Here is a 24,816-nt window from a genome sequence, read left to right as displayed (position 1 = left end):
GTGTGTTCATCAGGCCAGCGCCGGCTCGTTCCTGAGCATGCCGTGGAAACGCTGCAGCACGTAGGGATCGATCAGACCACCGGCCTGCTCATCGAGGATCCGCAGCACCGTCTCGTGCTCCATCGCCGCGCGGTAAGGGCGCACGCTGGTCATCGCATCGTAGGCATCGACGATGGTGACGATGCGGGCGCCGAGCGGAATGGCCTCGCCTTGCAGGCCATCGGGATAGCCGCTGCCGTCGAACGCTTCATGGTGCGCGCGGATCAGGCGAGCGACCGGTGCCGCATCGCTGCGACCGGTGGCCAGGAAAATGTGCTCGCCGCGCACCGGGTGCTCGCGCATGATCGCGCGCTCTTCGTCGCTGTGCCGGCGCGGGCTCAGCAGTACCTCGTCGGGGATGCCGATCTTGCCGATGTCGTGGAAGCGCGCGGCCAGGCCGACCTGCGCACAGGCGTCCTCATCCAGGTCGCAGTGCAGGGCAAGGTGCTGCGCAAGAAGGCCCACGCGGTCACAGTGGTGGCGGGTATAGGCATCACGCATCTGCAGCGACACCGACAGGGCGTCGATCAGGCAGGCCTGCGCGTGCAGGAGGTCGGGAGGTCTGGGCTTGGGCATCGGAACTGGCGGCGCGGCGAAGCTGCGCAGGAAACGGAAAGGCCCGCGAGAGCGGGCCGGGGCGGCGGCGCATAGGGTACCCGCATCAGTGTCACGCGGGGGGCATCGACGGTCCCGCGTGGGGCTGTGCGTTCAGTCGCATGCAGCATTTGGCCCCGGCCGTATCGGCAACCGGGGCGGCGTGGCTCAGCCGGTGGTCTGCAGGTGGATGCGATGGGCTTTGGCGAAGGCGTCCTGCGCGTCGCTCAGGGTCTGCATGTCCTCGTCCATTCTGGTCACGGCCTCATCCAGCGTCTGCAGCAGCGGGGTGACCTGTTCTTCGCTGTAGCCACCGGGCAGGGCGGCCAGCTGTTCCATTACGGCGAGCATGTGTTCGGTGCTCTTCAGGGAATCGAGCAGGTTCTGGTGCAGTGCATCGGCGTCCTTACCATGGGTGAACTGCTGGACGAAGACCAGCCGGTCGGCGATTTCCTTGTGCGCGTTCTTCAGGCCGAAGCGATGCTGCTGCATGCTCTTGCCGTCCTGCAGCGACGCATGGAAGGACTCGCCGTTCGGGCCGTTGGTCCATTGCTCGACCATGCTGACCGTGCCGTTCCAGCTGGCGACATTCTCATGCAGGCAATCGCGGTTGCTCATGCCGCTGTGGCAGGCCGCAAGCAGGCCCAGGCTGGTGGCGAGCAGAAGGGGGCCGAAACGATTCACGGCAACACTCCTTGTCGCGGGCGCAGGAAACGGAAAGGGTGCCGGTCTGCCGCCCGCGGCGGACCGGCACCCTGCAGATCAATCAGCGCGGGGACAGGGTCAGCAGCAATGCCTTGGCGGCACTGAAGCGGTCTTCAGGCAGCGGCAACGGGTGCTTGATGCGCAGCTTGTCCGGCCCATCCATCGTATACAGCTTGGGCTGCTTCTGGATCAGCTGGATCACCGCCATCGGGTCGATCTCCGGCTTGGGATTGAACACGATGCGTCCACCGTTCTCGCCCAGTTCCAGCTTGCGGATACCCAGCACGTTGGCCTGCAGCTTGAGCTCGGCGATGGCGAAGAGGTGCTTGGCCGGGTCCGGCAGCAGGCCGAAGCGGTCGATCATCTCCACCTGCAGTTCGCGCAGCTCACCGCCGTCGCGAGCGCTGCTGATGCGCTTGTACAGGGTCAGTCGGGTGTGCACGTCGGGCAGGTAGTCGTCCGGGATCAACGCCGGCACATGCAGTTCGACCTCGGCACCGCGCGCTTCTTCGCCCGCATCCAGGTCCGGCAGTTTGCCCAGGCGGATGCTGCGCACCGCCCGTTCGAGCAGTTCGGTGTACAGGCTGAAACCGACCTCGGCCATCTGCCCGCTCTGGTCTTCGCCGAGCAGTTCGCCCGCACCGCGGATCTCAAGATCGTGCGTGGCCAGGGTAAAGCCGGCGCCAAGTTCGTCCATCGAGGCGATCGCCTCCAGGCGTTTTTCGGCATCGGGCGTCATCGCGCGCTTGTCCGGCACCACCAGGTAGGCATAGGCACGGTGGTGCGAGCGACCGACACGGCCGCGCAGCTGGTGCAGCTGGGCCAGGCCGAAGCGGTCGGCGCGGTTGATGATGATGGTGTTGGCGTTGGGGATGTCGATGCCCGATTCGATGATCGTGGTCGACAGCAGCACGTTGAAGCGCTGCTTCTGGAAGTCGAGCATCACCCGCTCCAGCTCGCGCTCGGGCATCTGCCCGTGCGCGATGCCGATGCGGGCCTCGGGCACCAGCTCGGCTAGCTCGCGCTGCATGCGGCCGATGCTCTCCACGTCGTTGTGCAGGAAGTACAGCTGGCCACCACGGGCCAGCTCGCGCTGGAACGCCTCGCGCAGCAGCGCGTTGTCCCAGGCGGTAATGAAGGTCTTGACCGCCAGGCGGTTCGGCGGCGGCGTGGCGATGATGGACAGATCGCGCAGCCCGGCCATGGCCATGTTGAGCGTGCGCGGGATCGGCGTGGCGGTCAGCGTGAGCAGGTGCACGTTGGCGCGCATCGCTTTGAGCGCTTCCTTCTGGCGCACACCGAAGCGCTGCTCTTCATCGACGATGACCAGGCCCAGATCCTTGAACTTCACGTCCGGCTGCAGCAGCCGGTGCGTACCGACGATCACATCGATGGTGCCGGCCGCGACCTTCTCCAGTTCGGCCTTGATCTCCTTGGTGGATTTGAAGCGCGACAGCACCTCCACCTTGAGCGGCCAATCGGCGAAACGATCGCGGAAGTTGCGGTAATGCTGTTCGGCCAGGAGCGTGGTCGGCACCAGCACGGCCACCTGCTTGCCTGCACTGGCCGCGGCGAACGCGGCGCGTACGGCGACTTCGGTCTTGCCGAAGCCGACGTCGCCGCAGACCACGCGGTCCATCGGCTGGCTGCTGGCCAGATCGCGCAGCGTCGCGTCGATCGCGGCGAGCTGGTCGGGCGTCTCCTCGAACGGGAAGCCGGCCGCGAACGGCTCGTACATCGCGCGGTCCACGTGCAGCGCCAGGCCGGCACGGGCACGGCGACGCGCCTGGATTTCCAGCAGTTCGGCGGCGACGTCGCGGACCTTTTCGGCCGCCTTGCGCTTGGCCTTGGTCCACTGCTCGCCACCGAGAGAATGCAGCGGAGCGGTTTCCGGCGAGGCACCGGAATAGCGGCTGATCAGGTGCAGCTGGGCGACCGGCACGTACAGGCGGTCGCCCTTGGCGTATTCGATTTCCAGGAACTCGCCCGGCATGCCGCCGGCATCGAGCACGATCAGTCCGCGGTAGCGGCCAACACCGTGGTCTTCGTGCACGATCGGCGAGCCTTCGCTGAGCTCGCCTAGGTCGCGGATGATGGCTTCCGGCTCACGCCCGGCACGGCGGCTGCGGCGTTGCTGGCCGGCCCGTTCCGGGAACAGCTGGCGCTCGGTGAGCACCGCGATCGGCGGGTTCTCCAGCGCGAAGCCGTCTTCAAGCGGCGCCACGGTGATGCCGAAGCGCACGCTGTCATCGGCCAGGAAGCCGGGCAGGTCGGCGACCACCGGCGGCTTCAGCTCCGCGGCGAGCAGCACTTCCAGCAGCGCTTCGCGGCGGCCGGCGGAATCGGCGGCGATCAGCACCCGGCCCGGGTAATGCCCGATGAAGGATTTGAGCGCTTCCCCGGCCGGCGCATCGCGCGCGGCGACCGGCAGCGGAGGCAGGGGCTGGTCGCCCAGCGGCTGTGCATCGCCGATGCGGTCGTGATCCGGCGGCCAGACTTCAACGCGGGCCAGGCCGTTGAGCGTGGCGCGCAGTTGCTCGGGGCTGGCATACAGCTCTTCCGGCGCCAGCAGCGGGCGCTCCACATCGTGCCGCCGCTGCTCGTAGCGGTTCTGCGTTTGCGCCCAGAAGGCGGCCGCAGCATCGAACACGTTCGGCGCCAGTACCGGCAGCACGTTGGGCTGGAGGTAATCGAGCAGGGTCGCGGTCTTGTCGAAGAACAGCGGCAGGTAATACTCGATGCCGGCCGGCGCGATGCCGGCCTTGAGATCCTGGTACAGCGCGCTGCGCCGGGTATCCACGTCGAAGCGTTCGCGCAGCGTGTTGAGCACGCGCGAGACGCTGAGATCATCCAGCGGTACTTCACGGCCGGGCAGCATGTGCACCGCCTCGACCTTGTCCAGCGAGCGCTGCGATTCCGGATCGAAGGCGCGGATCGAATCAATGTCTTCGTCGAGCAGCTCCACCCGCAGCGGCGCCTCGGCGCCCATCGGGTAGACATCGAGCAGACCGCCACGCACCGCGAAATCACCCGGGTCCATCACCTGCGGCACGTTGCGGTAACCGGCCGATTCCAGGCGGCGCTTCTCCGCGTCCAGATCCAAGCGCTGGCCGACGGTGAGGTCGAAGCTGCCGCCGATGACGTACTTGAGCGGGGCCAACTGCTGCAGCAGCGTCTGCACCGGCACCACCACAATGCCGCGCTTCAGCGCAGGCAGGGCGTGCAGTGCGGCCAGACGTTGGGAAATGATGTCCGGGTGCGGGCTGAAGGCGTCGTAGGGCAGGGTTTCCCAATCCGGGAAGGCCCCGATCGGCACATCGCCGGCACTGCCCAGCAGGGTGTGCAGATCCGCTTCGATCTGGTTCGCGCCGTGGTTGTCGCGTGCGACCACCAGCAACGGCCCGTCGTGCGACTGTGCCGCGCGGGCGATGTACCACGCCAGCGCTGTCGCCGAAGCGGGAGCGCGCCACCAGGCGCGGAGCTGTCCAGGACGTGGCAGCGGCGGAGCGGGATAGGAGGTGCGTGACATGAACCGTCGATTTTAGCAGACCGCAACGTGGCGGCCGCGTCATCCAGCGGCGGCAAGCGCAGGGACGATCCCGTTGCCGGTCGTGCCGATCGTGCCGGTGTCGTGCCGGTCGTGCTGGTAGTACCGGGAGTGCCGGTAGTACCGGTCGTGCCGGTAGTGCGGTAGTGCCGGGAGTGCGGTAGTGCCGGGAGTGCGGTAGTGCCGGCCGCTGGCCGGCTCCAGGCGATGCATGATGTCCGCGAGCCGGCCAGCGGCCGGCTCTACGGATCAGGATCAGGGCGCGGACACGCGCCCCCGTTTCAGCTGTCCAGTTCCAGCACCATGCGCACCAGGCCCGGGGTGCCGTTCGGGTGCGGGATCGGCTGGAAGCCCAGCGAGGCGGCCAGCTGCTTCATCGGCTCGTTCTCTTCGGCGACATCGCCGTACAGACGATCCAGGTACTTGCCGCGCGCCCATTTGACCAGTTTGCGCATCAGCTGGCGGCCCAGGCCCTGGCCGACCAGGAAGCGGCTGACCAGGATCGCGTACTCGGCTTCGCGGGTGCCGGGAATGATCGAGGCGCGCGCAACCGCACCCACCACGGCTTCACCGGCGGGCAGGGACTCGGCCGCGACCAGGGTGATTTCGCTCTTGGGATTCGGGTGGGTCAGGCGCTGCGTCGTTTCCGGCGACAGTTCGGTCACCGACTGCAGGAAACGGTCGCGAATCTCTTCGGGACCGAACAGACTGAACGCGGCATGCAGCGGCGGGCCGTCTTCGGGCCGGATGGGGCGGATCAGCAGCTCGTGGCCACTGGGTGCCTTGAAAATCTCGTGCCAGGGCGGCATGCGGTTACGGGTAGCCATACCGGTGATTCCTTGGTGGTCTTCGGATTCTCGCATCCCGGGGGCAGCGTTCCGTGAACGGATCACTCACGCCGTGTCGGCCGGGAGGCGCCGGCCAGGCCGGGGTGCCGGCCTGGGATTCAGGGGGTCATTCGGCCTGCTTGAGCCACTGCAGGCGGGTCGAGGCGCCTGCCTCGCCCAGGTGCTGCTTGAGCGCCGGCATCGCCGGGGCCAGCACCTGGTCGAACTGCCACGGCGGGTTGAGCAGCAGCATGCCGCTGCCGTTGAGCCGCAGCGGGGAGTCGTCCGGGCGGATCAGCAGCTCGGCGGTCAGCACCGATTTCACCGGCAGGGCGCAGGCCTTGCGCAGGAAATGCAGGATGGTCCGGCGCTGCTTGATCGGGAACCAGATCGCGAAGCTGGCCTGCGGCCAGCGCCCCAGGATCTCGGTCACCGAGGCCAGGATGGCCTGGTACTCGGCGTCCTGCCCTTCGTAAGGCGGGTCGATCAGGACCAGCCCGCGGCCGATCTTCACACCGTTGGCCTTGGGCGGCAGCAGTTTCTTGTTCTGGGCATAGCCATCGGCGTGGTATACGCCGACCCGGCTGTCATGGGCGAACAGTGCCTTCAGCGCCGCGGCCTCGGCGTCCTGCACTTCGCAGACGGCCATGCGGTCCTGCTCGCGCAGGGTCTGGGCGGTCAACAGGGGCGAGCCGGGATAGCTGATCATCGCCCCGACCGGGTTGTCGGCCTGGACCGCCTTGAGGTAGCGCTCGACCACGGCCGGCAGCTGGGGCTGGGCCATCAGGCGCATCACGCCGTCTTCGGCCTCCAGCGTCTTGCGGCTTTCCTCGCTGGCCAGCAGGTAGCGGCCAGCGCCGCCGTGGGTGTCCAGCACGAAGAACGGGCTGTCCTTGCGCTTGAAGGTGTCGAGCAGGGCAAGCTGCACGATGTGCTTGAGCACATCGGCATGGTTGCCGGCATGGAAGGCGTGGCGGTAATTCATCGGCGCAGTGTACGGGGCGGCGGGCCCAGCGGCTATGCTGCGCGCATGAGCCACCCCCTGCACAACGTCCTGGTGGTCGAGGACGAAACCGCCATCGCCGACACCGTCCTGTATGCGCTGCGCAGCGAAGGCTACGGCGCCGAGCACTGCCTGCTCGGCGGGCAGGCGCTGGCCCGCCTGCGCCAGCACGCCTTCGACGTGGTGGTGCTGGATGTCGGCCTGCCGGACATGAGTGGCTTCGAGGTCTGCCGCACCCTGCGTACCTTCAGCGAGGTGCCGGTGATCTTCCTGACCGCCCGCAACGACGAGTTCGATCGCGTGCTCGGCCTGGAACTGGGTGCGGATGACTACATGGCCAAGCCCTTCTCGCCACGCGAGCTGGTGGCACGGGTGCGCGCGCGCCTGCGCCGTGCCGTGGCCCCCGCTGAGACGTCGGGCTGGCAGCAGCACGGCCGCTTTGCGATCGACCGCGAGGGCAGCCGGATCCGGTTCGGCGACCAGTCGCTGGACCTGACCCGCTACGAATACGCGCTGATGGCCGCCCTGCTGCAGCGACCCGGCGCGATCCTCAGCCGCGCCCAGTTGATGGACCGTGGCTGGGACAGCGACGCCGACAGTGCCGACCGGACCGTCGATACCCACGTCAAGACCCTGCGCGCCAAGCTGCGTGCCGCCGGTGCCGAGACCGACCCGATCCGCACCCACCGTGGCCTGGGCTACGCATTGGAGGTGTAGGCATGCGGCTGGGCCTGAAACTGTTCCTGGGCTTCTTCCTGATCGTGGGCATCGCCGCGTTCTTCGTGATGCGCATCTTCGTCAACGAAGTGAAGCCGGGCGTGCGCCAGGCGATGGAATCGACCCTGGTCGATGCGGCCAACGTGCTGGCGGAAATGGCGGCGGCCGATCTCAAGGCCGGGCACATCCGCGACGGCCGCTTCGTCGCCGACCTGGCGCGTGCGCAGCGACGCGACCCCAAGGCGATGGTATGGCGCTTTCCCAAGCGCACGCTGGATTACCAGGTCACCATCACCGATGCCAAGGGCATCGTCGTGTATGACTCGACCGGCCGCGATGTCGGCCGCGACAACTCGCGCTGGAACGATGTCTATCGCACCCTGCGCGGCGAGTATGGTGCGCGGTCCAGCCCGGAAACCCCCGGCGACGATACCCACTCGGTGATGCACGTGGCCGCGCCGATCTTCGATCCCGCCGATGGCCGCCGCTTGATCGGCGTCCTCAGCCTGGCCCAGCCGAACCGCAGCATCGATCCCTTCATCGCGGCCAGCCAGCGCGCCATCATGAAGCGTGGTGCGTGGTTGATCGGCTTGTCAGCGCTGATCGGCCTGCTGATGACGGCGTGGCTGATGCACGGGGTGAACCGGCTCAACCGCTATGCCAAGGCCGTCAGCGCCGGGGAGCCGGTCCCGCCGCCGAAGCCGCGCCGCGATGAGATCGGCGATCTGGGCCAGGCCCTGGAAACCATGCGCCGCAAGCTGGAAGGCAAGGCCTACGTCGAGCAGTACGTGCAGTCGTTGACGCATGAGATGAAGAGCCCGCTGGCGGCCATCCGCGGCGCGGCCGAGCTGCTGCAGGAGCCGCTGCCGGATGCCGACCGCGCGCATTTCGCCCGCAGCATCGAAAGCCAGGCACAGCGCCTCACCGAAACCATCGACAAGCTGCTGGCGCTGGCCGAGGTCGAGCAGTATGGCTGGCTGCAGAAGCATGAGCGCCTTGCGTTGGCGCCCTTGTTGCAGGCCGCGGCCGATGCGGTGGCGGTGCGTGCGCAGGCGGCCGGCGTAGCGATCCGGGTGGAAGCCGGCGCCGAGAGCATCCAGGGCGATGGCTATCTGCTGCGCCAGGCACTGAACAATCTGCTGGAGAACGCGGTGGCCTTCTCACCGGCCGGCACGGTCATCACGGTTGGCGCCCATGCAGAAGACGATGGCCTCGCCCTGACCGTGGCCGACCACGGCAGTGGCGTGCCCGACTATGCGCTGGACCGCGTGTTCGAGCGCTTCTATTCGCTGGCGCGCCCGGGCACCGGCCAGCGCAGCTCCGGCCTCGGCCTGTCCTTCGTGCAGGAAGTGGCGCGCCTGCACGGCGGGCGCATCAGCCTGCGCAACCGCGAGCAGGGCGGCGCGCAGGCGGTGCTGTGGCTGCCGTCGCGGCTGCCCTCGGTACCGCCGCGGCGCTGACCGCGCCACTTCACACAGACTTCAACCTCGGCACAAACCCCGCACACCGGCACGCGGGAAGCTGGCCCCCTCCCAACCGAGGACGGGTCATGAAATCCCTGAAGATGCTGTTGCGGTTCGCCATCGTGGGCGGACTGATCCTGTTGCTGCTGATTCCGCTGAGCCTGATCAAGGGCGTGATCCGCGAGCGCGAGGCCTACCGCGACGAGGCTTACCAGCGCGTGGCGCAGAGCCGTGCCGGCGCGCAGATCCTGACCGGCCCGATCCGGGTGGTGCCGTGGACCGAAACCCGCGAGGTCGAGGTGGTGGATGCGGCAGGCACCAAGAAGAAGGAGAAGCAGGTCGAGCAGGGGCAGTGGCTGCAGATGCCGGCCACGCTCAAGGTGGACGGCGTGATGCAGCCGGACGAGCGCCGCGTCGGCCTGTTCCGCGTGCCGGTCTACAGCTGGAAGGCGACGATCAGCGCCGAATTCGCCGATGACGACTATCCCGTGAAGGCCGGCCGCGTGTATGGCGCCCCGTTCCTGACCGTGGGCATCGCCGACGTGCGCGGTCTGGTCGGCTCGCCGAACCTGCGTGTGGATGGCTCGGCCTTGGCGCTGCTGCCCGACGCTGGCGGCGTCAGTGGCATCGGCACTGGCCTGCACGTGGGCCTGCCGGGCCTGGAGGATGAGCGCGGTGGCGTGCTCAAGGGCAGCAAGGTCGAGCTGGAGCTGGTGCTGGATGGCACGCGCTCGCTGTCGGTGGTGCCGGTGGGCGATGACAGCCGCATCGCGCTGCGCTCGCCGTGGCCGCATCCGCTGTTCGGTGGCAGCTTCCTGCCCAACGAGCGCAAGGTCGATGCACAGGGCTTCGATGCACAGTGGGCGGTGTCCTCGCTGGCGTCGCGCGCCCAGCACCAGCTGCGCAACCGCCCGGACATCGATGCCGAGGCCGTGAGCGTTGAGCTGGTCAATCCGGTCGACGTGTATACCCAGGCTGATCGTGCCAGCAAGTACGGCATCCTCTTCATCCTGCTCACCTTCGTCGGCTTCATCCTGTTCGAGCTGATCAAGCAGCTGCGCATCCACCCGCTGCAGTACCTGATGGTGGGCCTGGCGCTGGCGATCTTCTTCCTGCTGCTGCTCAGCCTCTCCGAGCACATCGCGTTCTGGCAGGCCTACGCGCTCTCGGCCCTGGCATGCATCGGCATCCAGACCGTGTATCTGTCCGGCGTACTGAAGAGCTGGCAACGCGGCCTGGGTTTCGCGGTGATGCTCAGCGCCCTGTACGGCGCGCTGTATGGCCTGCTGATCTCGGAGAACAACGCGCTGCTGATGGGCTCGCTGCTGTTGTTCGGCGTGCTGGCCGCGGTGATGTGGGTGACCCGCCGGGTGGATTGGTACGAACTCGGCGCACGCCTGAGCTGAGCAACGATGATGAGCCTGCATCGCTGTCTGCACGAACGTGTGCGCCGGGCGCTCCCTGCCCGGCTGGAGGTGGCCTCACTCCTGGAGGGGGAGGCTTCGGGCTGGCCCTCACCGTTGATGGCGCTGCCCGGCGTGCAGGGAGCGCCGGGGCTGGTGCGCTTCGGCCTGGCGCCGGCCACCTGCGCGGCCATCGCCGCACACGGGCTTGGCTTCCTGGAACAGGCGCGGCAGGCGCGTGGGCGCCTGCCGATCCCGCACTGGTGTGGCGCGTACCGGCCGTGGCGCGAAGGCGCGCAGGCCCTGCGCGAGATCGGCATCCGCGGGCTGCCGGGTGACTGGCCGGTGCATGCGCCGGTCTACGCCAGCGCCTCGGTGGACCGCAGCCGCTGGCTGCTGGTGCTGCCCACCCGCAGCCAGCTCTGGTACGGCTGGATGGAATGACCATGACTCTTGGCCCGGGGGCACCGGCCCCGTGCTGGATAGACTCGGGGATTGTTCGTGGTCTGGCCGAGAGGCGGGGGTAATCGTGTTCAAGTGGGGCATGTTGAGCGTGGCATTGGCACTGAGCGGCGTCGCCGGTGCACAGACGAAGGAATCGGTGGACCTGGACATGGTCAGCCGCATCCGCCAGGAAGCCTTCCACCGGTCGCAGGTGATGGCGACCTTCAGCCATCTGACCGAGCAGATCGGTCCGCGCCTGACCAATTCCCCGGCCATGGGCGAGGCCAACACCTGGACCCGCAGCAAGTTCAACGAGTGGGGCCTGGTCAATGTGCATGACGAGGCCTTCGATGCATTCGGCCGCGGCTGGGAGTTCAGCAACGCCAGCGTGGAGCTGCTGAGCCCGCGCGTGGCGCCGCTGTATGCGCTGCCGAAGGCCTGGACCCCGGGCACCAACGGCCCCGTGGAAGGCGAGGTGATCAAGGTCGAGATCAAGAAGCTGGCCGACCTGGATCAGTACAAGGGCAAGCTCGCCGGCAAGATCCTGCTGCTCAACGATGCACGCGATTACGAGCGGGCCACCACGTCCGATTCGCACCGCCACGACGACGCCGGCCTGGCCGAGCTGCAGGTCTTCGCGGTGCCCAAGGACGTCGCCGATGCCAAGGCCGACCGTGCCAAGAAGGCCAAGGAATACCTTGAAAAGCAGGAGCTGACCCGCGCCACCAATGCGTTCTTCGCCGAGCAGGGCGTGCTGGCCACGATCAGCATCAGCGGCTGGGACAACGGCATCATCCGTGTCGGTGGCGGCGGCTCGCGCAAGGCCGGTGAACCGGTCGGCGTGCCCGAGCTGGCGATGATGGCCGAGCACTACAACCAGCTGGTGCGCGCGGTGGACCAGAAGCAGGCGGTCAAGCTGCGCGTGAATGTCGAGGCCCGCTTCACCGACGAGCAGGACAAGCCCGGCTACAACACGCTGGCCGAAATCCGCGGCAGCGGCAAGGCGGACGAGATCGTCATGCTGGGCGCGCACATGGATTCCTGGCACACCGGCACCGGCGCAGCCGACAATGCCGCCGGCGTGGCGGTGATGATGGAAGCCATGCGCATCCTCAAGGCGGTGGGCGCCAAGCCCAGGCGCACCATCCGCGTGGCGCTGTGGAGTGGCGAGGAGCAGGGCCTGATCGGCTCGCAGGATTACGTGTCCAGGCACTTCGCGCGCTACCCCGAGCCGACCGACCCGGCGCAGCTCAAGTTGCCGGCCTCGATGCGTGAACCCACCGGCGCCCTGCAGCGCCAGCGCGATTACGACAAGTTCTCGGCGTACTTCAACATGGACAACGGCTCGGGCCGCTTCCGCGGCATCTACGCGCAGGAGAACCTGGCCGCGGTGCCGATCTTCGAAGCGTGGCTGGCCCCGTTCCATGACGTGGCCGCGACCACCGTGGCGACCCGCAATACCGGCAGCACCGACCACATCGCGTTCGATCGCGTCGGCCTGCCCGGGTTCCAGTTCATCCAGGACCGGCTGGACTACTTCACCAACGTCCACCACAGCAACCTGGATACCTGGGACCACGCCGAGCCGGAGGACCTGAAGCAGGCCGCCGCGATCGTGGCTTCGTTCGTCTACAACGCGGCGATGCGCGATGAAAAGCTGCCGCGCAAGCCGTTGCTGACCCCCTGAGGGCCAACGCGTGGACCGCCTGGAACGGGCGGTCCACGCCATCCCGGGCGAGGAGTGCCCGGTTTGCGGCCGGGGCGGGGTAAAATTGCCCGGATTCCGTTTCCCGCCCTGAGCCCCCCATGACCTGCCGCACCCGTTTTGCCCCCAGTCCCACCGGCTACCTGCACATCGGTGGCGCCCGCACTGCGCTGTACTGCTGGCTGGAGGCCCGTCACCGTGGCGGCGAATTCGTGCTGCGCATCGAAGACACTGACCGCGAGCGCAGCACCCAGGGCGCGATCGACGCGATCCTGGAGGCGATGGAATGGCTGGGCCTGGGCTACGACGAAGGCCCGATCTACCAGACCCAGCGCGTGGCCCGTTACCAGGAAGTGGCCGAGCAGCTGGTCGCGCAGGGCAAGGCGTATTACGCCTACGAGACCAAGGAAGAACTGGACGCGATGCGCGAGGCCGCCATGGCCAAGCAGGAAAAGCCGCGTTACAACGGCGCCGCGCGCGATCTGGGCCTGCCGTACAAGGACGACCCGAACCGCGTGATCCGCTTCAAGAATCCGCTGGAGGGCACGGTGGTGTTCGACGACCTGATCAAGGGCCGTATCGAGATCGCCAACAGCGAACTGGACGACATGGTGATCTTCCGTCCGGACGGGTTCCCCACCTACAACTTCGCGGTGGTGGTGGATGATTGGGACATGCGCATCAGCGAGGTCATCCGCGGCGACGACCACATCAACAACACCCCCCGCCAGATCAATCTGTACGAGGGCATTGGTGCGCCCGTGCCGAAGTTCGGCCATATGCCGATGATCCTGGACGAGCAGGGCGCCAAGCTGTCCAAGCGCACCGGCGCGGCCGATGTGATGCAGTACAAGGACGCCGGCTACCTGCCCGACGCGCTGCTGAGCTACCTGGCCCGACTGGGCTGGTCGCACGGTGACCAGGAGCTGTTCAGCCGCCAGGAGCTGATCGATCTGTTCGACGTGACCAACTGCAACTCCAAGGCCGCGCGCCTGGACATGGCCAAGCTGGGCTGGGTCAACCAGCACTTCCTGAAGACCGAAACGCCGGAGAGCATTGCCCCGCACCTGGTCTACCAGCTGAACAAGCTGGGCCTGGACCTGAACGCCGGTCCGGCGCCGGCGGATGTGGTAGTGGCGCTGCGCGACCGCGTGCAGACGCTGAAGGAAATGGCCGAGAAGGCGGTGGTCTGGTACCAGCCGCTGACCGAGTACGACGAAGCGGCGGTGGCCAAGCACTTCAAGCCGGGTGCGGAACTGGCGCTGGGTAAGGCCCGCGAGCTGTTGGGCGCGGCCGGCGAGTGGACGGTGGAGAGCGTTTCGGCGGCACTGCACGACGTTGCCACGGCGCTGGAGATCGGCATGGGCAAGGTGGCGCAGCCGCTGCGCGTGGCCATCACCGGCACCCAGGTCAGCCCCGACATTTCGCAGACGGTGTTCCTGGCCGGGCGTGAAGAGGCCTTGAAACGCATCGAGGTCGCACTCACTAAAGTACCGACGGCCTGACCACAGGAGACCGCGCATGTCCGCCAAGACCGCTTGTACCGCTCCGCACCATCACGTTCACGACGCCTCCGACTTCGTGAAGGTGGTCGAACGCGTGTGCTCGGAACGCGGGCTGCGGCTGACGCCGATCCGCGCGAACGTGCTGCGCCTGATCGCCGAGGCCGGGAAACCGGTCAAGGCGTATGAGTTGCTGGAGTGGGTGCGCAATGGCAAGGGCGTCGGTGCCGACGCCCCGCCGACGGTGTACCGCGCGCTGGATTTCCTGATGGCCAATGGCTTCGTGCACAAGCTGGAATCGGTGAATGCCTTCGTGGCCTGCCACCATCCGAGCAGTGCCCAGCATTCGGTGCCGTTCCTGATCTGCAACAGCTGCCACAGCGCGGTGGAGCTGGAGGACAAGGAAATTGTCAGTCAGCTGGAAAAGCGGGCCAAGGAGCTCGGGTTCCAGCCGCAGGCGCAGACGCTGGAAGTGCATGGCCTGTGCGCGCGGTGTGCTGGGTAAGGCAGGCACCGACCGCATGGTGCTGCATCCGCCGGTAGGTACCGACCGTTGGTCGGTACGCTGTTGATGTTGAAACGCCGCGCATCTGCGCGGCGTTTTCGTTTCTGCACGAGAGCGGATGTAACGCAGCCTGGGGCGAGGAAAGGCTGCAAGCGCGTCACCGCTTCGCACCGGCCGGCTCATTTACTTCTGCGGCGGTATCCACCTTGACGATCACCGACATGCCGGGGCGCAGGCGCGGGGCCAGCGGTTGGTCGGGGTCGATGGCGATGCGGATCGGCAGGCGCTGGACCACCTTGGTGAAGTTGCCGCTGGCGTTGTCCGGACGCAGGACGCTGAATTCCGAGCCCGTCGCCGGCGCGATCTGTTCGATGTGGCCATGCAGTTTCTGACCGTCGAAGGCATCCACGGAGAAGGTGGCCGGTTGCCCGATGCGCATCTTCCAGGTCTGGCCTTCCTTGAAGTTGGCCACCACCCACAGGGCGTCGGGGACCAGGAACAGCAGCTGCGAGCCGGCCGTGACGTACTGGCCCAGGCGCACCGAGGCCTCGCTGACCTGGCCGTCGCGCGGCGCCTGGATCACGGTGTTGGCGAGGTCGATCTTCGCCAGCTCAAGCTGGGCCTGGGCGGTTTCGACGCGGGCTTCCAGGCCTTTGCGGGCAACCTGGGTGGAGGTCAGGGTTTCTTCGGCGATGCGGATCTGCGCCTGCGACTGCAGCACGCTGGCCTGCGCGGACTGGGTGGTGGTGCGGAACTTGTCGCGGTCGTTGAGGGCGACCAGCTGCTGGGCGGCAAGCTCTTCGTAGCGCTTGAGTTCGGTGCGCGAGCGCGAGAGCTCGGCCTGGCCGGCGGAGAGGTTGGCCTGCGCCGCCTGGATCTGCGCCCGGTTCTGCGCCTGCGACTGATCGGAGTTGGCCAGTGCCGCCTTGGCGCTGTCCAGATCGGCTTCGGCCTGGACGACTTTCTCGCGGTAGATACGGTCGTCGATGCGCAGCAGTGGCTCGCCCTGTTTGACGTGCTGGAAGTCCTTCACCAGCACCTCGGTGACGTAGCCGCTGACCTGTGGTGCCAGCACGGTGATCTGGCCGCGCACATAGGCATTGTCGGTGGTCACCCGCGAGGTTTCGAACGGCCACAGCGACCACGCGCGCAGGATCAGTGCGATGCCGATCAGCGCGATCACGATCATGATGATGACACTCCGCAGGCTCGGCTTGAGGTACTTGGGCACGCCGGAGGGCGCGGCCGCCGGTGGCGGCGCGGGAGCGGGCGCGGCGTCGGTCGGTGGCGGCGGATTGACGTTTTCCGGGGCGTTATCGTCGTGCGGAGGTTGGGTCGACATGGGCGGGCTCATCGGGGCGCGACGCTGCCAGGCGTCGGCGCGGAAAGGGGAGGTGTCGGCGCGTGGCGTTTGCGCCATTGCTTGAGCACGGCGGTGCGGACCGCCAGCAGCAGCAACCAGCCAAGGAAGACCAGCGCGACGCGCCCGCTGAGCGCGAACACGTCATTGAACGCGCGAACGTTGGCTTCGCGGCGGGTGATCTGGGCCAGCTGCGCGGTGCCCTGCGCGCTGCGCTGCACCGGATCGGTGATCAGCCTGGCGTAAACCTGTTGTTGCTGCTTCAGGCGCTGGGCGACCACGTTGTCGGCCGGATCCAGCTGGCTGACCAGCGCGCCGGAATACACCTGTTCGCGGTGCAGCTGATAGGTGCCCAGCACGGCCGAGCCGGCCAGACCGCCCAGGGTCTGGGTAATGGAGAGCGTGACCAGGAAGGTGATCATGTGGTCCACGCCCTGTTTCAGCGCCTGGGTGATGCCGAGCATGATCAGCGGTCCCATGAACATGCCGGCGCCGACCGAGGCCAGGAACTGGCTGGCGAAAAAGTCGTGGGGACGGTCCTGGCTGGTGCGGCTCTGGTCGAGCAGGGCGGCGCTGCCGAGCAGCAGGATCGCCATCAGCAGCTGCGGGATCAGCCGCTTCGGCCCGAAGGTCAGCGAGCTGGCGGCGATGCCGGTGATCACGCCGGCCAGGATCACCGCGAACAACGGGCGCATCTGGTCCGGGCCCATGCCCAGCGTGCGCATCAGGCCGACCACGCCGTAGGACTGCTCGGTGGTCAGGAAGCGGATCAGGAACGCGCCGATGATGAAGTGGATCACCGGCAGGCTGGCCAACCACCGTGTCTGCAGCAGCGGATTGCGGCGGTAGTGTTCGATGATGAAAGCGGTGGTGGACAGCGCGATCGAGGCGACCAGCGCCCAGCCCAGCCATGGCGTGTCCAGCCACCAGCGCGTGTAGCCCTGCGCGAGCACCACCACGAGCAAGCCGACCGCGGGAGCAAGCAGGGCAAAGGTGAGGAAGTCCAGCGGCTCGAAGGCCTTGATCTGCGCACCGGGCGGCAGCTTGAGCACCACCACGGCGGCGAATGCGCACAGCGCCAGGCCGGCCTCGAACAGATACAGGTTGTGCCACTGCCCGGTATCGACCAGGCCCGGCGAGACCAGCCAGGCGATCGGCACGGCCAACTGCGCGATACCGACGCCGACCACCAGCAGGTTGCCGGTGTATTTGCGCGGCAGCGACTGCAGCATGTACAGCGTGCCCAGGGTGCTGCAGGCCGCGCCGGCGAAGCCGCTGGCCGCGCGCATCAGCACGGTGGTTTCAAAGGTGCCGACAAACAGGTGCAGTACCGCAAGCGCGGCATACAGGCCCAGCCCGATCTCGGCGAACAGGCGGATGCCGTACTGCTGGCGGAACTTGAAGGCGAGCAAGTTGGCGGTGACATTGACCATTGCATAGGCGGCCACCAGCCAGCTGCCCTGCGCCGGGGTCAGCCCGAGCTGGCCCTGCAGGAACGGCAGGTTGGCGCTGACCAGGGCGTTGCCCAGGCCGCCGGTGATGCCGACCAGCAGCGCAACCAGGGCGTAGGCGAGGCGGCGGTGCGGCGGATGCCACGGCATCGAAGCCGAGCCCGGCAGGGTCGGTTTTTCGTGCTCCTCCCAGTCCGGAACCGGCTTGAGGTACTGCGGCATCATCCCTCCCCGTCGGCAGGCCCCCGCAATCCGCCACGCAGCAATTGCAGGGCGCGCGTGGCCAGCCGGGCGCGTTCGTCACGCGTCTTGCCACGCAGCGCGGCTCCCAGCATGCCTGAGATGAGTGAAATGTCCGTCGTTTCCAGGTCCGGGCGGCACAGGCCGGCGGCGACCGCGCGGGCGATCGGTTCGCGCAGCAGTTCGTAGATGGTCTCGCGCGCGGCCCGGATCGGTATCTGATCGGGATCCACCGCGCGCCAGTAGTCCGACAGCGCGGGCGACTGGACGATTCGGTTGGCCATGCCTTCGAGCACCTCGAACAGCGCGTCGTCGCGATCGCCCAGGCTCTGTACCTGGCGCGCGATGCGGTTGACGGTGCGCTGGAGCAGCGCCTCGACCAGTGCGGTGCGGTCGGGGAAGTTGCGGTACAGCGTGGCCCGGCCGACCTGGGCACGTTCGACCACCAGGTCCAGCGGTGCGTTCACGCCATGCTGGCCGAACACGGCATCGGCAGCGTCGAGGATCTGGGCGCGGCGGGCCGCCGCATCGGCACGTTGGGTAGGCATGTACGCATCATCGGACAGAACTGTCCGGCGCGGAAGGGGGCGTGTCGGGTTCGGCGCGTCCTGGTTGGCGCGCGCTGGGCAATGTCGATGGCGGGTGAGTCAGCGCGGCGCAGGGAGGCCGTGGCAGCCGAGGCGGGCTTCGCGGATCGGCAGGTTGATCAGCGCGGCGATCACGGCCAGGCCCATGTCCGCATACCACATCCATAGATAGTTGCCGGTGTGGGCCAGCGCCAGGCCGCCGAGCCACGCCCCGAAGAAGCCGCCCAACTGGTGCGAAAGCAGGGTCAGGCCGAACAACGTACCCAGATAGCGCGGGCCGAACAGCTTGCCGACCAGGCCGGCGGTGGGCGGCACCGTGGCCAGCCAGGTGAAGCCGAGCGCGGCGGAGAAGAGGTAGAAGGTCAGCGCGGTCGGCGGCGAGACGAGATAGATGCCGATCATCACGGCGCGGCTGGCGTACATCCAGAACAGCAGGTACTTCATGCGGTAGCGCTGGCCGAGGGCGCCGACGATCAGGCTGCCGGCAACGTTGAACAGCCCGATCAGGGCGATCGACGACGAGGCGACGGTCGGCGACAGGCCGCACAGGGCGATCTCGCCTGGCAGATGGGTGACGAGGAAGGCAATGTGCAGGCCGCAGGTGAAAAAGCCCAGGTGCAGGTACCAGTAGCTGCGGTCGCGGGCGGCGATGCGAAGCTGCGCGCCCAGGCCGTCATCGTCGGCCGCCCCGGCAATGGGCGCATGGTCGCCTGCGCGGCGGCGCAGCGGCCAGGCCAGTGGCAGCGAGAGCAGGGTGATGACGGCCATGGTGATCATGGCGCGCGCCCAGCCGGCGGTGCCGATGATCCATTGGACCAGCGGCGCGAACACGAACTGGCCCAGCGAGCCGCCCGCATTGATGAGACCGGCGGCGAACGATCGCTTTTCGGCCGGAAGACGGTGGGCAGTGGCGCCGATCAGGACCGAGAAGCTGCCGGCTCCGGCACCGGCGGCCATCAGCAGGCCAAGGGTGAAGGTCATCCCCAGCGGGCTGGTCAGCAGCGGGGCGAGCAGCAGCCCGGCCGCCAGCAGCAGGGCGCCGACGATGAGCACGGGCAATGCGCCGCGCTGGTCGGCAACGGCGCCAAAGACGGGTTGCACCGCGCCCCAGACAAACTGGCCGATGGCCAGCGCAAAGCTGATCTCGACGATGCTGACGCCGGTGCCGCGGTGGATGGGATCGACATACAGGCCGGAGGTCTGGCGTACGCCCATGGTGACCATCAGGATCGCCGAGGCGGCGACCAACAGTCCCCAGTGCATGGAGGGGGCACGCGTGGCGGCGGTGGACGTACTCATGCGTCGGCTCCGGCAGGCAGGGCGTGGGCGAACGGCACGCTCGGTGTGCACGTTGCCACAGTGTGCGGGCAGGGCAAAGCACGCCGATGGCCGCGCACAAAAAAGGGGGCCTTTCGGCCCCCTCGGGTAACACAACCACCCAATGAATCGATCAGAAGTACGCGCGGATGCCGAACGCGACGCCGAGGATCCGCGGAAACACCGCGTCCTGCTGAGTCAAGGCGCGGACGGACCGGCAGGTTTTCGTTAGCGTCGGTGTCGGCCAGGTGGATGAAGTCCGTGAATTTGGTCTGGTAGTCGCAGAGAAGTCCAGGCGCTCGCTGTGGAGGCGGATGCCAAGTTCCACGCGCTGGGCGCTTATCCTGTCTTCTTTCTGCTCTTGATAAAATCGATGAACTCCTTCTTATGGCCCTCAAAGACGCGACGGCCGTACTTCCGATACTGAGGCTCGAACAGGGCGAAGGCCGCATCCAGGTTTCCCGATTCGAACTCGATGGTGGCGGCAAGCTCATCCATGTACTCGGTCGAGGCTTCGCCTTCTCCATAAGTGTTTCTGGCCATCGCTGCCCACTCCTTGGCCTTCTCAAACTGGGCGGTGTCGCGATAGAAGACCGCAATGCCATACGATGACATCTGCCCGTAGTCATACGCAGATTTCGGCTCAGGGATCATTCCCCAGCCTTCAAGGAAATGATGCTCCGCCTCAGCAATATCTCCCGTCAGCCACGCGGTTCTCCCGCGCTTGGCTATGGCAAGGAAGCGCTCTTCCAGATCCGCGCCGAGGCTCAGAGCCATGTGGATGTCTCCTACAGTTGAACATTGAATCGCATTCTGGATAAGTCTAGCTGAGGCGCCGATGGGGATCTGGTGGAGGCGCACCACTCCTTGAAGTTCGTGCCATTTGCGACAAAAGGAGGGGCCATTCGGCCCCCCCTTTAGCGATACAGAAATCCCGCAAGTCGATCAGAAGTACGCGCGGATGCCGAAGGCGACGCCGCGGCCCGGCAGGGGGGAGTAGTCGCGCAGCAGCGAGGTGTGCGGGCGCACTTCCTGGTTGGTCAGGTTGCTGCCGTCCAGGAAGATCTCGTAACTGTTGCTGTCGTTGCGGTCCCAGCGGTAGGCCAGGTGTGCGTCCACCAGCGTGTAGCCCTTGCTCGGATCCTCGTTCTGCGCCACATCCTTCTGGCTGCTGTAACGCACCGCGCCCACCGATGCCCGCCAGCCGTCACGCGACCAGCGCAGGTCCGCGCCCACCCGGCCCGGCGCGATCCGCGGCAGGTAACCGGTGTTGGCCAACTCTACGGTGTAATTGTGGTTGTGGTCGCCGTGCGGCACGGCGATGTCCACGTTGCGGCTGCCACTGCCGTCCAGCTCCGCCTTCACATAGTCGCCGAACACCCGCAGATCCCAATCGCCCGCGTTGCCCTCGAACAGATGGAACAGCGCTTCGGCCTCGGCGCCCTTGAAGGTTGCGTCCTGCTGCGTCCACAGACGCACCGGCAGCGATTCCACCACCCCCGTCTCCGCCAGATAGATGAAGTCCTTGAACTTGGTCTGGTAGATCGAGGCGGAGAAGTCGACGCGGTCGCTGTGGGTATGGATGCCCAGTTCGACCCGCTGCCCGCGTTCGGTCTTCAGGTTCGCATCGCCGATCTCCAGCGAACGCGTCGCGATGTGCGCACCGGCCGCATACAGCTCTTCGTTGGTCGGCGCGCGCTCGGAGCTGTCGATGCCGAAGCGCAGATCCACGGCATCGTTGAGCGTCCAGATGCCGGCCGCGGACAGGTTCGTGGCATCGAATTTGCGCGCGCGGTAGTCGCCGGTCGGGTCCAGCTTCACCTGGTCATGGCGACCGCCCAATTCCAGCTTGAACGGACCGAACTGCTTCTCCTGCAGCACGAACAGACCGATGTTCTTCGTCCCCGTATCCGGCACGAACGCTTCCTCGCCCTTCGCGGCGAAGTCGCTGTTGCCGAACTGCAGGCCGAAGGCGCCGTCCCAGCCGCCCATCTGCTGCTGCACGGCTTCCAGCCGGCCCTCGATCCCGCGGTTGGTGAAGCGCGTGGACGGCGTGCCGGCCTCCAGCTCCACATGCTCGTAATCGGTATAGGCCGTGCGCAGGTTGATGTTCTTCAGGAACGAGACCGGGTTGTAAATGCCTGCCTTGGTCTCGAAGCGGTTCTGCACCATGTCGATGCGGACGTCATGCTCGTCGCCTTCTTCCTCGTCGCCATGGTCGTGATCATGATCGTGGTCATGACCGTGGTCGTCCTCGGCATGCACGTGCGCGCCGTTGGGAATGCCGTAGTTGGTGCGGTAGGTGCTGGCCGAGACGCCGAAGTAGCCGTCATCGCCCAGCCACGTGGCACCGACGCCGCCGGCGCGGGTGCGGACCGAGCTGTTGTCCAGGCGGCCGCGGCGCGGCTCGTCCGAATCGCCTTCCTCGTGGTCGTGGCCGCTGTGGTCTTCCAGGCCATCGATCACGGCATAGCCGGGAATCCGGTAGTCATCGCCATTGCGGACCAGGCCATCGACATGCAGCACGACGTTGCCACTGACACCATCCAGCCGGAACATGCCGCTGCGCTCGTCGTTGACCGAGTTGCCACGCAGTTCGGCGCGGCCGCTGAGCGGACGGTCCGGCAATTCGCGGGCGATGCGGCCATCGACCACGTTCACCGCGCCGCCGATTGCGCCGCTGCCGAACAGCAGGGTGGCCGGGCCTTTGAGCACTTCGATCTGATCGGCCAGGAAGGGTTCGATGCTAGTGGCATGGTCGGCGCTCACGGTGGAGGCATCCATGTTGCCCATGCCGTTGGACAGCACCGCCACGCGCGGGCCTTCCTGGCCCCGGATGATCGGGCGGCCGACACCGGGGCCGAAGAACGTGCTCTGCACGCCGGGCAGCTTGGCCACGGTGTCGCCAAGGGTGCCGGCCTTCTGCTCGTCCAGGCGCTCACCGGCCAGCACGTCGACCGGGCGGGCCAGCGATTCGGCATCGCCCTGCAGCGGCGAGGCGGTGACCTTCACGGTGGACAGTTCGGTCAGGTGACGGTCACGGTGGCTGCTGGCGTCATCGGCGGCAAGCGCCAGCGAAGGCAGTATCGCCGCGGCAAGGGCCAGGGAGAGGGCATGGGGTTTGAGCAGGAGGGAGCTGGAGCGCATAGGGCAAGGGCCTTCGGTCAATTGTTACAATGTATCAATGGTGGGGCGCGCGAATCCCGTCATGGGACGGGTAGAGGGCAAGTCAGGGGGAGGCAGGGTGCGCGTCGGGATTGATGTTATATTATTCCATAACGCTTCGCCGACCCTGCTGGAAGTCATGCCCCTGTTCGCTCGAGTTCGCCATCTGCTGGATCGTTTCGGTGCCACCGGCTCGCTGCTGTGTGCCGTGCACTGCGCTGTGCTTCCGGTGCTATTGGCCGCTGCGCCATCGCTCGGCCTGTCCGTGTGGATGAGCGACGGGGTGGAGCTGGCCCTGGTCAGCTTCGTGACCCTGCTGGGCCTGTTCAGCCTGGTCTGGGGCTGGCGCCGTCATGGCGCATTGCGCGCGCTGGGCTTCCTGATTCCAGGCCTGAGCGCCCTCTGGGCGGGGCTGTTGTACGACCCGCTGCACCACTCGGCGGTGCCGCATGCGGTGGTGATGACCCTGGGCGGCGTGCTGGTCGGTGTGGCCCATCTGGTGAATCTGCGGCTGAACCACGGCCACGTCCACGACGCCAGCTGTGCTCATTGAGAGCGCGCATGGTAGGCTTTCCGATCGTGCGCGGGGGCGCCTGAGAGGGCGGCCCCGCCGAACCCGTGTCAGTACGGGGTAATCAGATTTCGCAGCATTCAGACTAAGGAGTTACGACATGGGTAAGGGTGACCGCAAGACCGCCAAGGGCAAGCGCTTCAATGCCAGCTACGGCAATTCGCGTTCGCACGTCGTGAGCAAGGCGGCCGTGGGCGCAGCTGCGCCGGTTGCCAAGAAGACCGTGACGAAGGCGCCGGCCAAGAAGGCCGTTGCCAAGAAAGCGGTGGCCAAGGCCGGCTGATCCAGCCAGGCGGGTCCATGAAAAACGCGGCGCTTGCGCCGCGTTTTTTTTTGCCTGCGCGCCGGGATCGCCTCAGCGCAGGGCGGGCAGCAGGCGTTCGGGGTTGCCGTCATTGGGTGCGGCCGGAATGCCGAGCAGGCGGGTCAGCAGCGGATACACATCCACGTTGTCGAAGGCAGGCAGCGACTGCCCCTGCTTGAATGCCGGACCGCGCGCGACGAACACCGCGCGCATCGACGGCAGGGCGTTGTCATAGCCGTGCGAACCCCGGTCACCTGGGCCGCGTTTGGCCATCCGCTCCCGGGTCAGGGCATCCCAGCCCTCATGCATCTGGCAGATGATCGGTGGAATGCGCGGGTTGCTGCCGTACTTCCAACGCGCCGGCAGGGTTTCACGCGTCCAGCAATCGTAGTTCGCATGCGCGCCCAGCAGGATCTGCTCGGCCTGGGCCTGCTTGCCTGGCAAGGGCGCGAACCCGATCGACTGCCCTACCGAAATGTCGCGGGCAATCGTCGGATCGATCATGTCTTCGGTCGCCACCACGTGGCCAGCCGGTACGCTGGCCATCCCGTGATCGGACACCAGGATCACGTTGGTGGTATCGGCCAGTCCATCGGCCTGCAGACCATCGAGCAGGCGACCCAGCGCGCTGTCGGCCAATGCCACCGCGGCGGCGTACGCCGGAGATTCCGGGCCGTGATTGTGGCCGGCCTTGTCGACCTGCTCCATGTACAACGTGACCAGGCGCGGCGCCTGCGGGCCCTGCTGGCCCAGCCAGCCCAGCACCTGGTCAACGCGATCGGGCAGGGCCACGGCTTCATCGTAACCATGCAGCTGGCTGGGGCGGATGCCTTGGATCGCGGCTTCGCTGCCAGGCCAGGACCACACGGCAGTACGTAGGCCGGCCTTTTCCGCACCGACCCAGATCGGCTCACCGCCCCACCAGCGCGAGTCGGCCACCGAATCGCGCATGTGCAGCTGGAACTGGCCCAGTCCGTCCTCGTGCATGCTGTTGTGGATGATGCCGTGGTGATCCGGGCGCAGTCCGGTCACGATCGTGTAGTGATTGGGAAAGGTCAGTGCCGGATACGACGGTGTCATCCATTGCGCCCGCACACCCTCGTGGACAAGCCGGCTGATGTTCGGGGTGATGCCCCGATCGAGCATGTCCGCCCGCAGGCCATCGATGGAGATCAACAGCACTTTCTGCTGCGCGGCCGGGACACTCGGCGCTGCGCTGGCGACAGGCGCGACAGGCGAGGTGGATGATGTCGTGGCGCAGGCGGCCAACGAAAGAGCGGCGGCAAGCGCCAGGGAAAGGCGAGCGGAAATCATCGCGCCATGATAGTGCGTGGCGGTGACGCGTCGAAGACAACCAATGGCACACG

General features: G+C 67.1%; 22 protein-coding genes. 10 read left to right on the top strand and 12 right to left on the bottom strand.

Going from position 1 to position 24,816, the window contains the following annotated elements; translation table 11 throughout:
* Window positions 1-9 precede the first annotated feature (9 nt).
* From POS15_RS11170 to rlmJ, 5 genes are all read right to left on the bottom strand, one after another.
* Window positions 10-615 carry an HD domain-containing phosphohydrolase gene (locus tag POS15_RS11170; RefSeq protein WP_284128172.1) on the bottom strand — a complete coding sequence of 202 codons (606 nt, stop codon included), beginning with the start codon at window positions 613-615 and terminating at the stop codon, window positions 10-12.
* Between the two features lie 186 nt (window positions 616-801).
* The gene (locus tag POS15_RS11165; RefSeq protein WP_284128171.1) at window positions 802-1,317 is read right to left on the bottom strand and encodes a hypothetical protein; all 516 of its coding nucleotides are present in this window, start codon (window positions 1,315-1,317) and stop codon (window positions 802-804) included.
* Between the two features lie 82 nt (window positions 1,318-1,399).
* Window positions 1,400-4,867, bottom strand: coding sequence for a transcription-repair coupling factor (mfd, locus tag POS15_RS11160; protein WP_284128170.1), 3,468 nt, complete (start codon window positions 4,865-4,867; stop codon window positions 1,400-1,402).
* 299 nt (window positions 4,868-5,166) lie between these two features.
* Window positions 5,167-5,712, bottom strand: a complete 546-nt coding sequence (locus tag POS15_RS11155; RefSeq protein ID WP_019184458.1) for a GNAT family N-acetyltransferase — start codon at window positions 5,710-5,712, stop codon at window positions 5,167-5,169.
* Window positions 5,713-5,839: 127 nt separating this feature from the next.
* The gene (rlmJ, locus tag POS15_RS11150) at window positions 5,840-6,697 is read right to left on the bottom strand and encodes a 23S rRNA (adenine(2030)-N(6))-methyltransferase RlmJ (protein WP_019184457.1); all 858 of its coding nucleotides are present in this window, start codon (window positions 6,695-6,697) and stop codon (window positions 5,840-5,842) included.
* A 45-nt stretch (window positions 6,698-6,742) separates the two neighbouring features.
* Between rlmJ and creB the strand changes: the two genes are divergently transcribed.
* From creB to POS15_RS11115, 7 genes are all read left to right on the top strand, one after another.
* The gene (gene creB, locus POS15_RS11145; RefSeq protein ID WP_284128169.1) at window positions 6,743-7,432 is read left to right on the top strand and encodes a two-component system response regulator CreB; all 690 of its coding nucleotides are present in this window, start codon (window positions 6,743-6,745) and stop codon (window positions 7,430-7,432) included.
* Window positions 7,433-7,434: 2 nt separating this feature from the next.
* The gene (gene creC / locus POS15_RS11140; protein ID WP_284128168.1) at window positions 7,435-8,892 is read left to right on the top strand and encodes a two-component system sensor histidine kinase CreC; all 1,458 of its coding nucleotides are present in this window, start codon (window positions 7,435-7,437) and stop codon (window positions 8,890-8,892) included.
* A gap of 89 nt (window positions 8,893-8,981) precedes the next feature.
* Window positions 8,982-10,301 (top strand): cell envelope integrity protein CreD, encoded by a 1,320-nt coding sequence (gene creD / locus POS15_RS11135; protein ID WP_019184454.1) that lies wholly within the window; start codon window positions 8,982-8,984, stop codon window positions 10,299-10,301.
* A gap of 9 nt (window positions 10,302-10,310) precedes the next feature.
* Window positions 10,311-10,742, top strand: coding sequence for a hypothetical protein (locus POS15_RS11130; protein ID WP_026069984.1), 432 nt, complete (start codon window positions 10,311-10,313; stop codon window positions 10,740-10,742).
* Window positions 10,743-10,842: 100 nt separating this feature from the next.
* Window positions 10,843-12,429: a M20/M25/M40 family metallo-hydrolase gene (locus tag POS15_RS11125; protein WP_284129636.1), complete on the top strand. Its 1,587-nt coding sequence runs from the start codon at window positions 10,843-10,845 to the stop codon at window positions 12,427-12,429.
* A gap of 119 nt (window positions 12,430-12,548) precedes the next feature.
* Window positions 12,549-13,952 (top strand): glutamate--tRNA ligase, encoded by a 1,404-nt coding sequence (gene gltX, locus POS15_RS11120; protein WP_070473343.1) that lies wholly within the window; start codon window positions 12,549-12,551, stop codon window positions 13,950-13,952.
* Window positions 13,953-13,968: 16 nt separating this feature from the next.
* Window positions 13,969-14,454 carry a Fur family transcriptional regulator gene (locus POS15_RS11115; RefSeq protein ID WP_019184450.1) on the top strand — a complete coding sequence of 162 codons (486 nt, stop codon included), beginning with the start codon at window positions 13,969-13,971 and terminating at the stop codon, window positions 14,452-14,454.
* A gap of 157 nt (window positions 14,455-14,611) precedes the next feature.
* Here the strand turns inward: POS15_RS11115 and POS15_RS11110 are convergent, their stop codons facing one another.
* The 6 genes from POS15_RS11110 to POS15_RS11085 all read right to left on the bottom strand — a co-directional run bounded on the left by POS15_RS11110 (window position 14,612) and on the right by POS15_RS11085 (window position 22,556).
* A complete protein-coding gene (locus POS15_RS11110; protein ID WP_284128167.1) occupies window positions 14,612-15,796 on the bottom strand; it encodes an HlyD family secretion protein in 1,185 nt (394 codons plus the stop codon).
* An 8-nt stretch (window positions 15,797-15,804) separates the two neighbouring features.
* Window positions 15,805-17,490, bottom strand: a complete 1,686-nt coding sequence (locus POS15_RS11105) for an MFS transporter (RefSeq protein ID WP_345782468.1) — start codon at window positions 17,488-17,490, stop codon at window positions 15,805-15,807.
* On the bottom strand, window positions 17,487-18,053 hold the full coding sequence (locus POS15_RS11100) for a TetR/AcrR family transcriptional regulator (protein WP_019184447.1): 567 nt from the start codon (window positions 18,051-18,053) through the stop codon (window positions 17,487-17,489). Before POS15_RS11100 ends, POS15_RS11105 begins: the two co-directional genes overlap by 4 nt.
* Before the next feature lie 99 nt (window positions 18,054-18,152).
* Window positions 18,153-19,391 (bottom strand): MFS transporter, encoded by a 1,239-nt coding sequence (locus POS15_RS11095; protein WP_284128165.1) that lies wholly within the window; start codon window positions 19,389-19,391, stop codon window positions 18,153-18,155.
* A gap of 357 nt (window positions 19,392-19,748) precedes the next feature.
* The gene (locus tag POS15_RS11090) at window positions 19,749-20,186 is read right to left on the bottom strand and encodes a hypothetical protein (RefSeq protein WP_266084844.1); all 438 of its coding nucleotides are present in this window, start codon (window positions 20,184-20,186) and stop codon (window positions 19,749-19,751) included.
* Window positions 20,187-20,354: 168 nt separating this feature from the next.
* Window positions 20,355-22,556 carry a TonB-dependent receptor gene (locus POS15_RS11085; protein ID WP_284128164.1) on the bottom strand — a complete coding sequence of 734 codons (2,202 nt, stop codon included), beginning with the start codon at window positions 22,554-22,556 and terminating at the stop codon, window positions 20,355-20,357.
* Between the two features lie 157 nt (window positions 22,557-22,713).
* Here POS15_RS11085 and POS15_RS11080 point away from each other — a divergent pair, with 157 nt between their 5' ends.
* Window positions 22,714-23,127 carry a MerC domain-containing protein gene (locus tag POS15_RS11080; RefSeq protein WP_019184444.1) on the top strand — a complete coding sequence of 138 codons (414 nt, stop codon included), beginning with the start codon at window positions 22,714-22,716 and terminating at the stop codon, window positions 23,125-23,127.
* Window positions 23,128-23,245: 118 nt separating this feature from the next.
* Window positions 23,246-23,428 carry a 30S ribosomal protein THX gene (locus POS15_RS11075; protein ID WP_019184443.1) on the top strand — a complete coding sequence of 61 codons (183 nt, stop codon included), beginning with the start codon at window positions 23,246-23,248 and terminating at the stop codon, window positions 23,426-23,428.
* Between the two features lie 72 nt (window positions 23,429-23,500).
* Here the strand turns inward: POS15_RS11075 and POS15_RS11070 are convergent, their stop codons facing one another.
* Complete coding sequence (locus POS15_RS11070) at window positions 23,501-24,625, bottom strand: ectonucleotide pyrophosphatase/phosphodiesterase (protein ID WP_284128163.1); 1,125 nt, start codon at window positions 24,623-24,625, stop codon at window positions 23,501-23,503.
* Between POS15_RS11070 and POS15_RS11065 the strand changes: the two genes are divergently transcribed.
* Window positions 24,615-24,773: a hypothetical protein gene (locus POS15_RS11065; RefSeq protein ID WP_284128162.1), complete on the top strand. Its 159-nt coding sequence runs from the start codon at window positions 24,615-24,617 to the stop codon at window positions 24,771-24,773. The two genes, POS15_RS11070 and POS15_RS11065, sit on opposite strands and share 11 nt — an antisense overlap.
* Window positions 24,774-24,816: the final 43 nt, after the last annotated feature.

Origin of the sequence: Stenotrophomonas sp. BIO128-Bstrain, assembly GCF_030128875.1 — a bacterium.
Lineage (GTDB): Bacteria > Pseudomonadota > Gammaproteobacteria > Xanthomonadales > Xanthomonadaceae > Stenotrophomonas > Stenotrophomonas bentonitica_A.
This window is presented reverse-complemented; position numbering and strand designations above follow the sequence as displayed.

Coding starts and splice junctions, on each gene's coding strand:
- POS15_RS11090 (WP_266084844.1), bottom strand. CDS start 20,186: ATGGCTCTGAGCCTCGGCGCGGATCTGGAAGAGCGCTTCCTTGCCATA.
- creB (WP_284128169.1), top strand. CDS start 6,743: ATGAGCCACCCCCTGCACAACGTCCTGGTGGTCGAGGACGAAACCGCC.
- POS15_RS11115 (WP_019184450.1), top strand. CDS start 13,969: ATGTCCGCCAAGACCGCTTGTACCGCTCCGCACCATCACGTTCACGAC.
- creC (WP_284128168.1), top strand. CDS start 7,435: ATGCGGCTGGGCCTGAAACTGTTCCTGGGCTTCTTCCTGATCGTGGGC.
- mfd (WP_284128170.1), bottom strand. CDS start 4,867: ATGTCACGCACCTCCTATCCCGCTCCGCCGCTGCCACGTCCTGGACAG.
- POS15_RS11125 (WP_284129636.1), top strand. CDS start 10,843: ATGTTGAGCGTGGCATTGGCACTGAGCGGCGTCGCCGGTGCACAGACG.
- POS15_RS11075 (WP_019184443.1), top strand. CDS start 23,246: ATGGGTAAGGGTGACCGCAAGACCGCCAAGGGCAAGCGCTTCAATGCC.
- POS15_RS11130 (WP_026069984.1), top strand. CDS start 10,311: ATGAGCCTGCATCGCTGTCTGCACGAACGTGTGCGCCGGGCGCTCCCT.
- gltX (WP_070473343.1), top strand. CDS start 12,549: ATGACCTGCCGCACCCGTTTTGCCCCCAGTCCCACCGGCTACCTGCAC.
- POS15_RS11085 (WP_284128164.1), bottom strand. CDS start 22,556: ATGCGCTCCAGCTCCCTCCTGCTCAAACCCCATGCCCTCTCCCTGGCC.
- POS15_RS11095 (WP_284128165.1), bottom strand. CDS start 19,391: ATGAGTACGTCCACCGCCGCCACGCGTGCCCCCTCCATGCACTGGGGA.
- POS15_RS11105 (WP_345782468.1), bottom strand. CDS start 17,490: ATGATGCCGCAGTACCTCAAGCCGGTTCCGGACTGGGAGGAGCACGAA.
- POS15_RS11170 (WP_284128172.1), bottom strand. CDS start 615: ATGCCCAAGCCCAGACCTCCCGACCTCCTGCACGCGCAGGCCTGCCTG.
- POS15_RS11080 (WP_019184444.1), top strand. CDS start 22,714: ATGCCCCTGTTCGCTCGAGTTCGCCATCTGCTGGATCGTTTCGGTGCC.
- creD (WP_019184454.1), top strand. CDS start 8,982: ATGAAATCCCTGAAGATGCTGTTGCGGTTCGCCATCGTGGGCGGACTG.
- POS15_RS11110 (WP_284128167.1), bottom strand. CDS start 15,796: ATGTCGACCCAACCTCCGCACGACGATAACGCCCCGGAAAACGTCAAT.
- POS15_RS11155 (WP_019184458.1), bottom strand. CDS start 5,712: ATGGCTACCCGTAACCGCATGCCGCCCTGGCACGAGATTTTCAAGGCA.
- POS15_RS11065 (WP_284128162.1), top strand. CDS start 24,615: ATGGAGATCAACAGCACTTTCTGCTGCGCGGCCGGGACACTCGGCGCT.
- rlmJ (WP_019184457.1), bottom strand. CDS start 6,697: ATGAATTACCGCCACGCCTTCCATGCCGGCAACCATGCCGATGTGCTC.
- POS15_RS11100 (WP_019184447.1), bottom strand. CDS start 18,053: ATGCCTACCCAACGTGCCGATGCGGCGGCCCGCCGCGCCCAGATCCTC.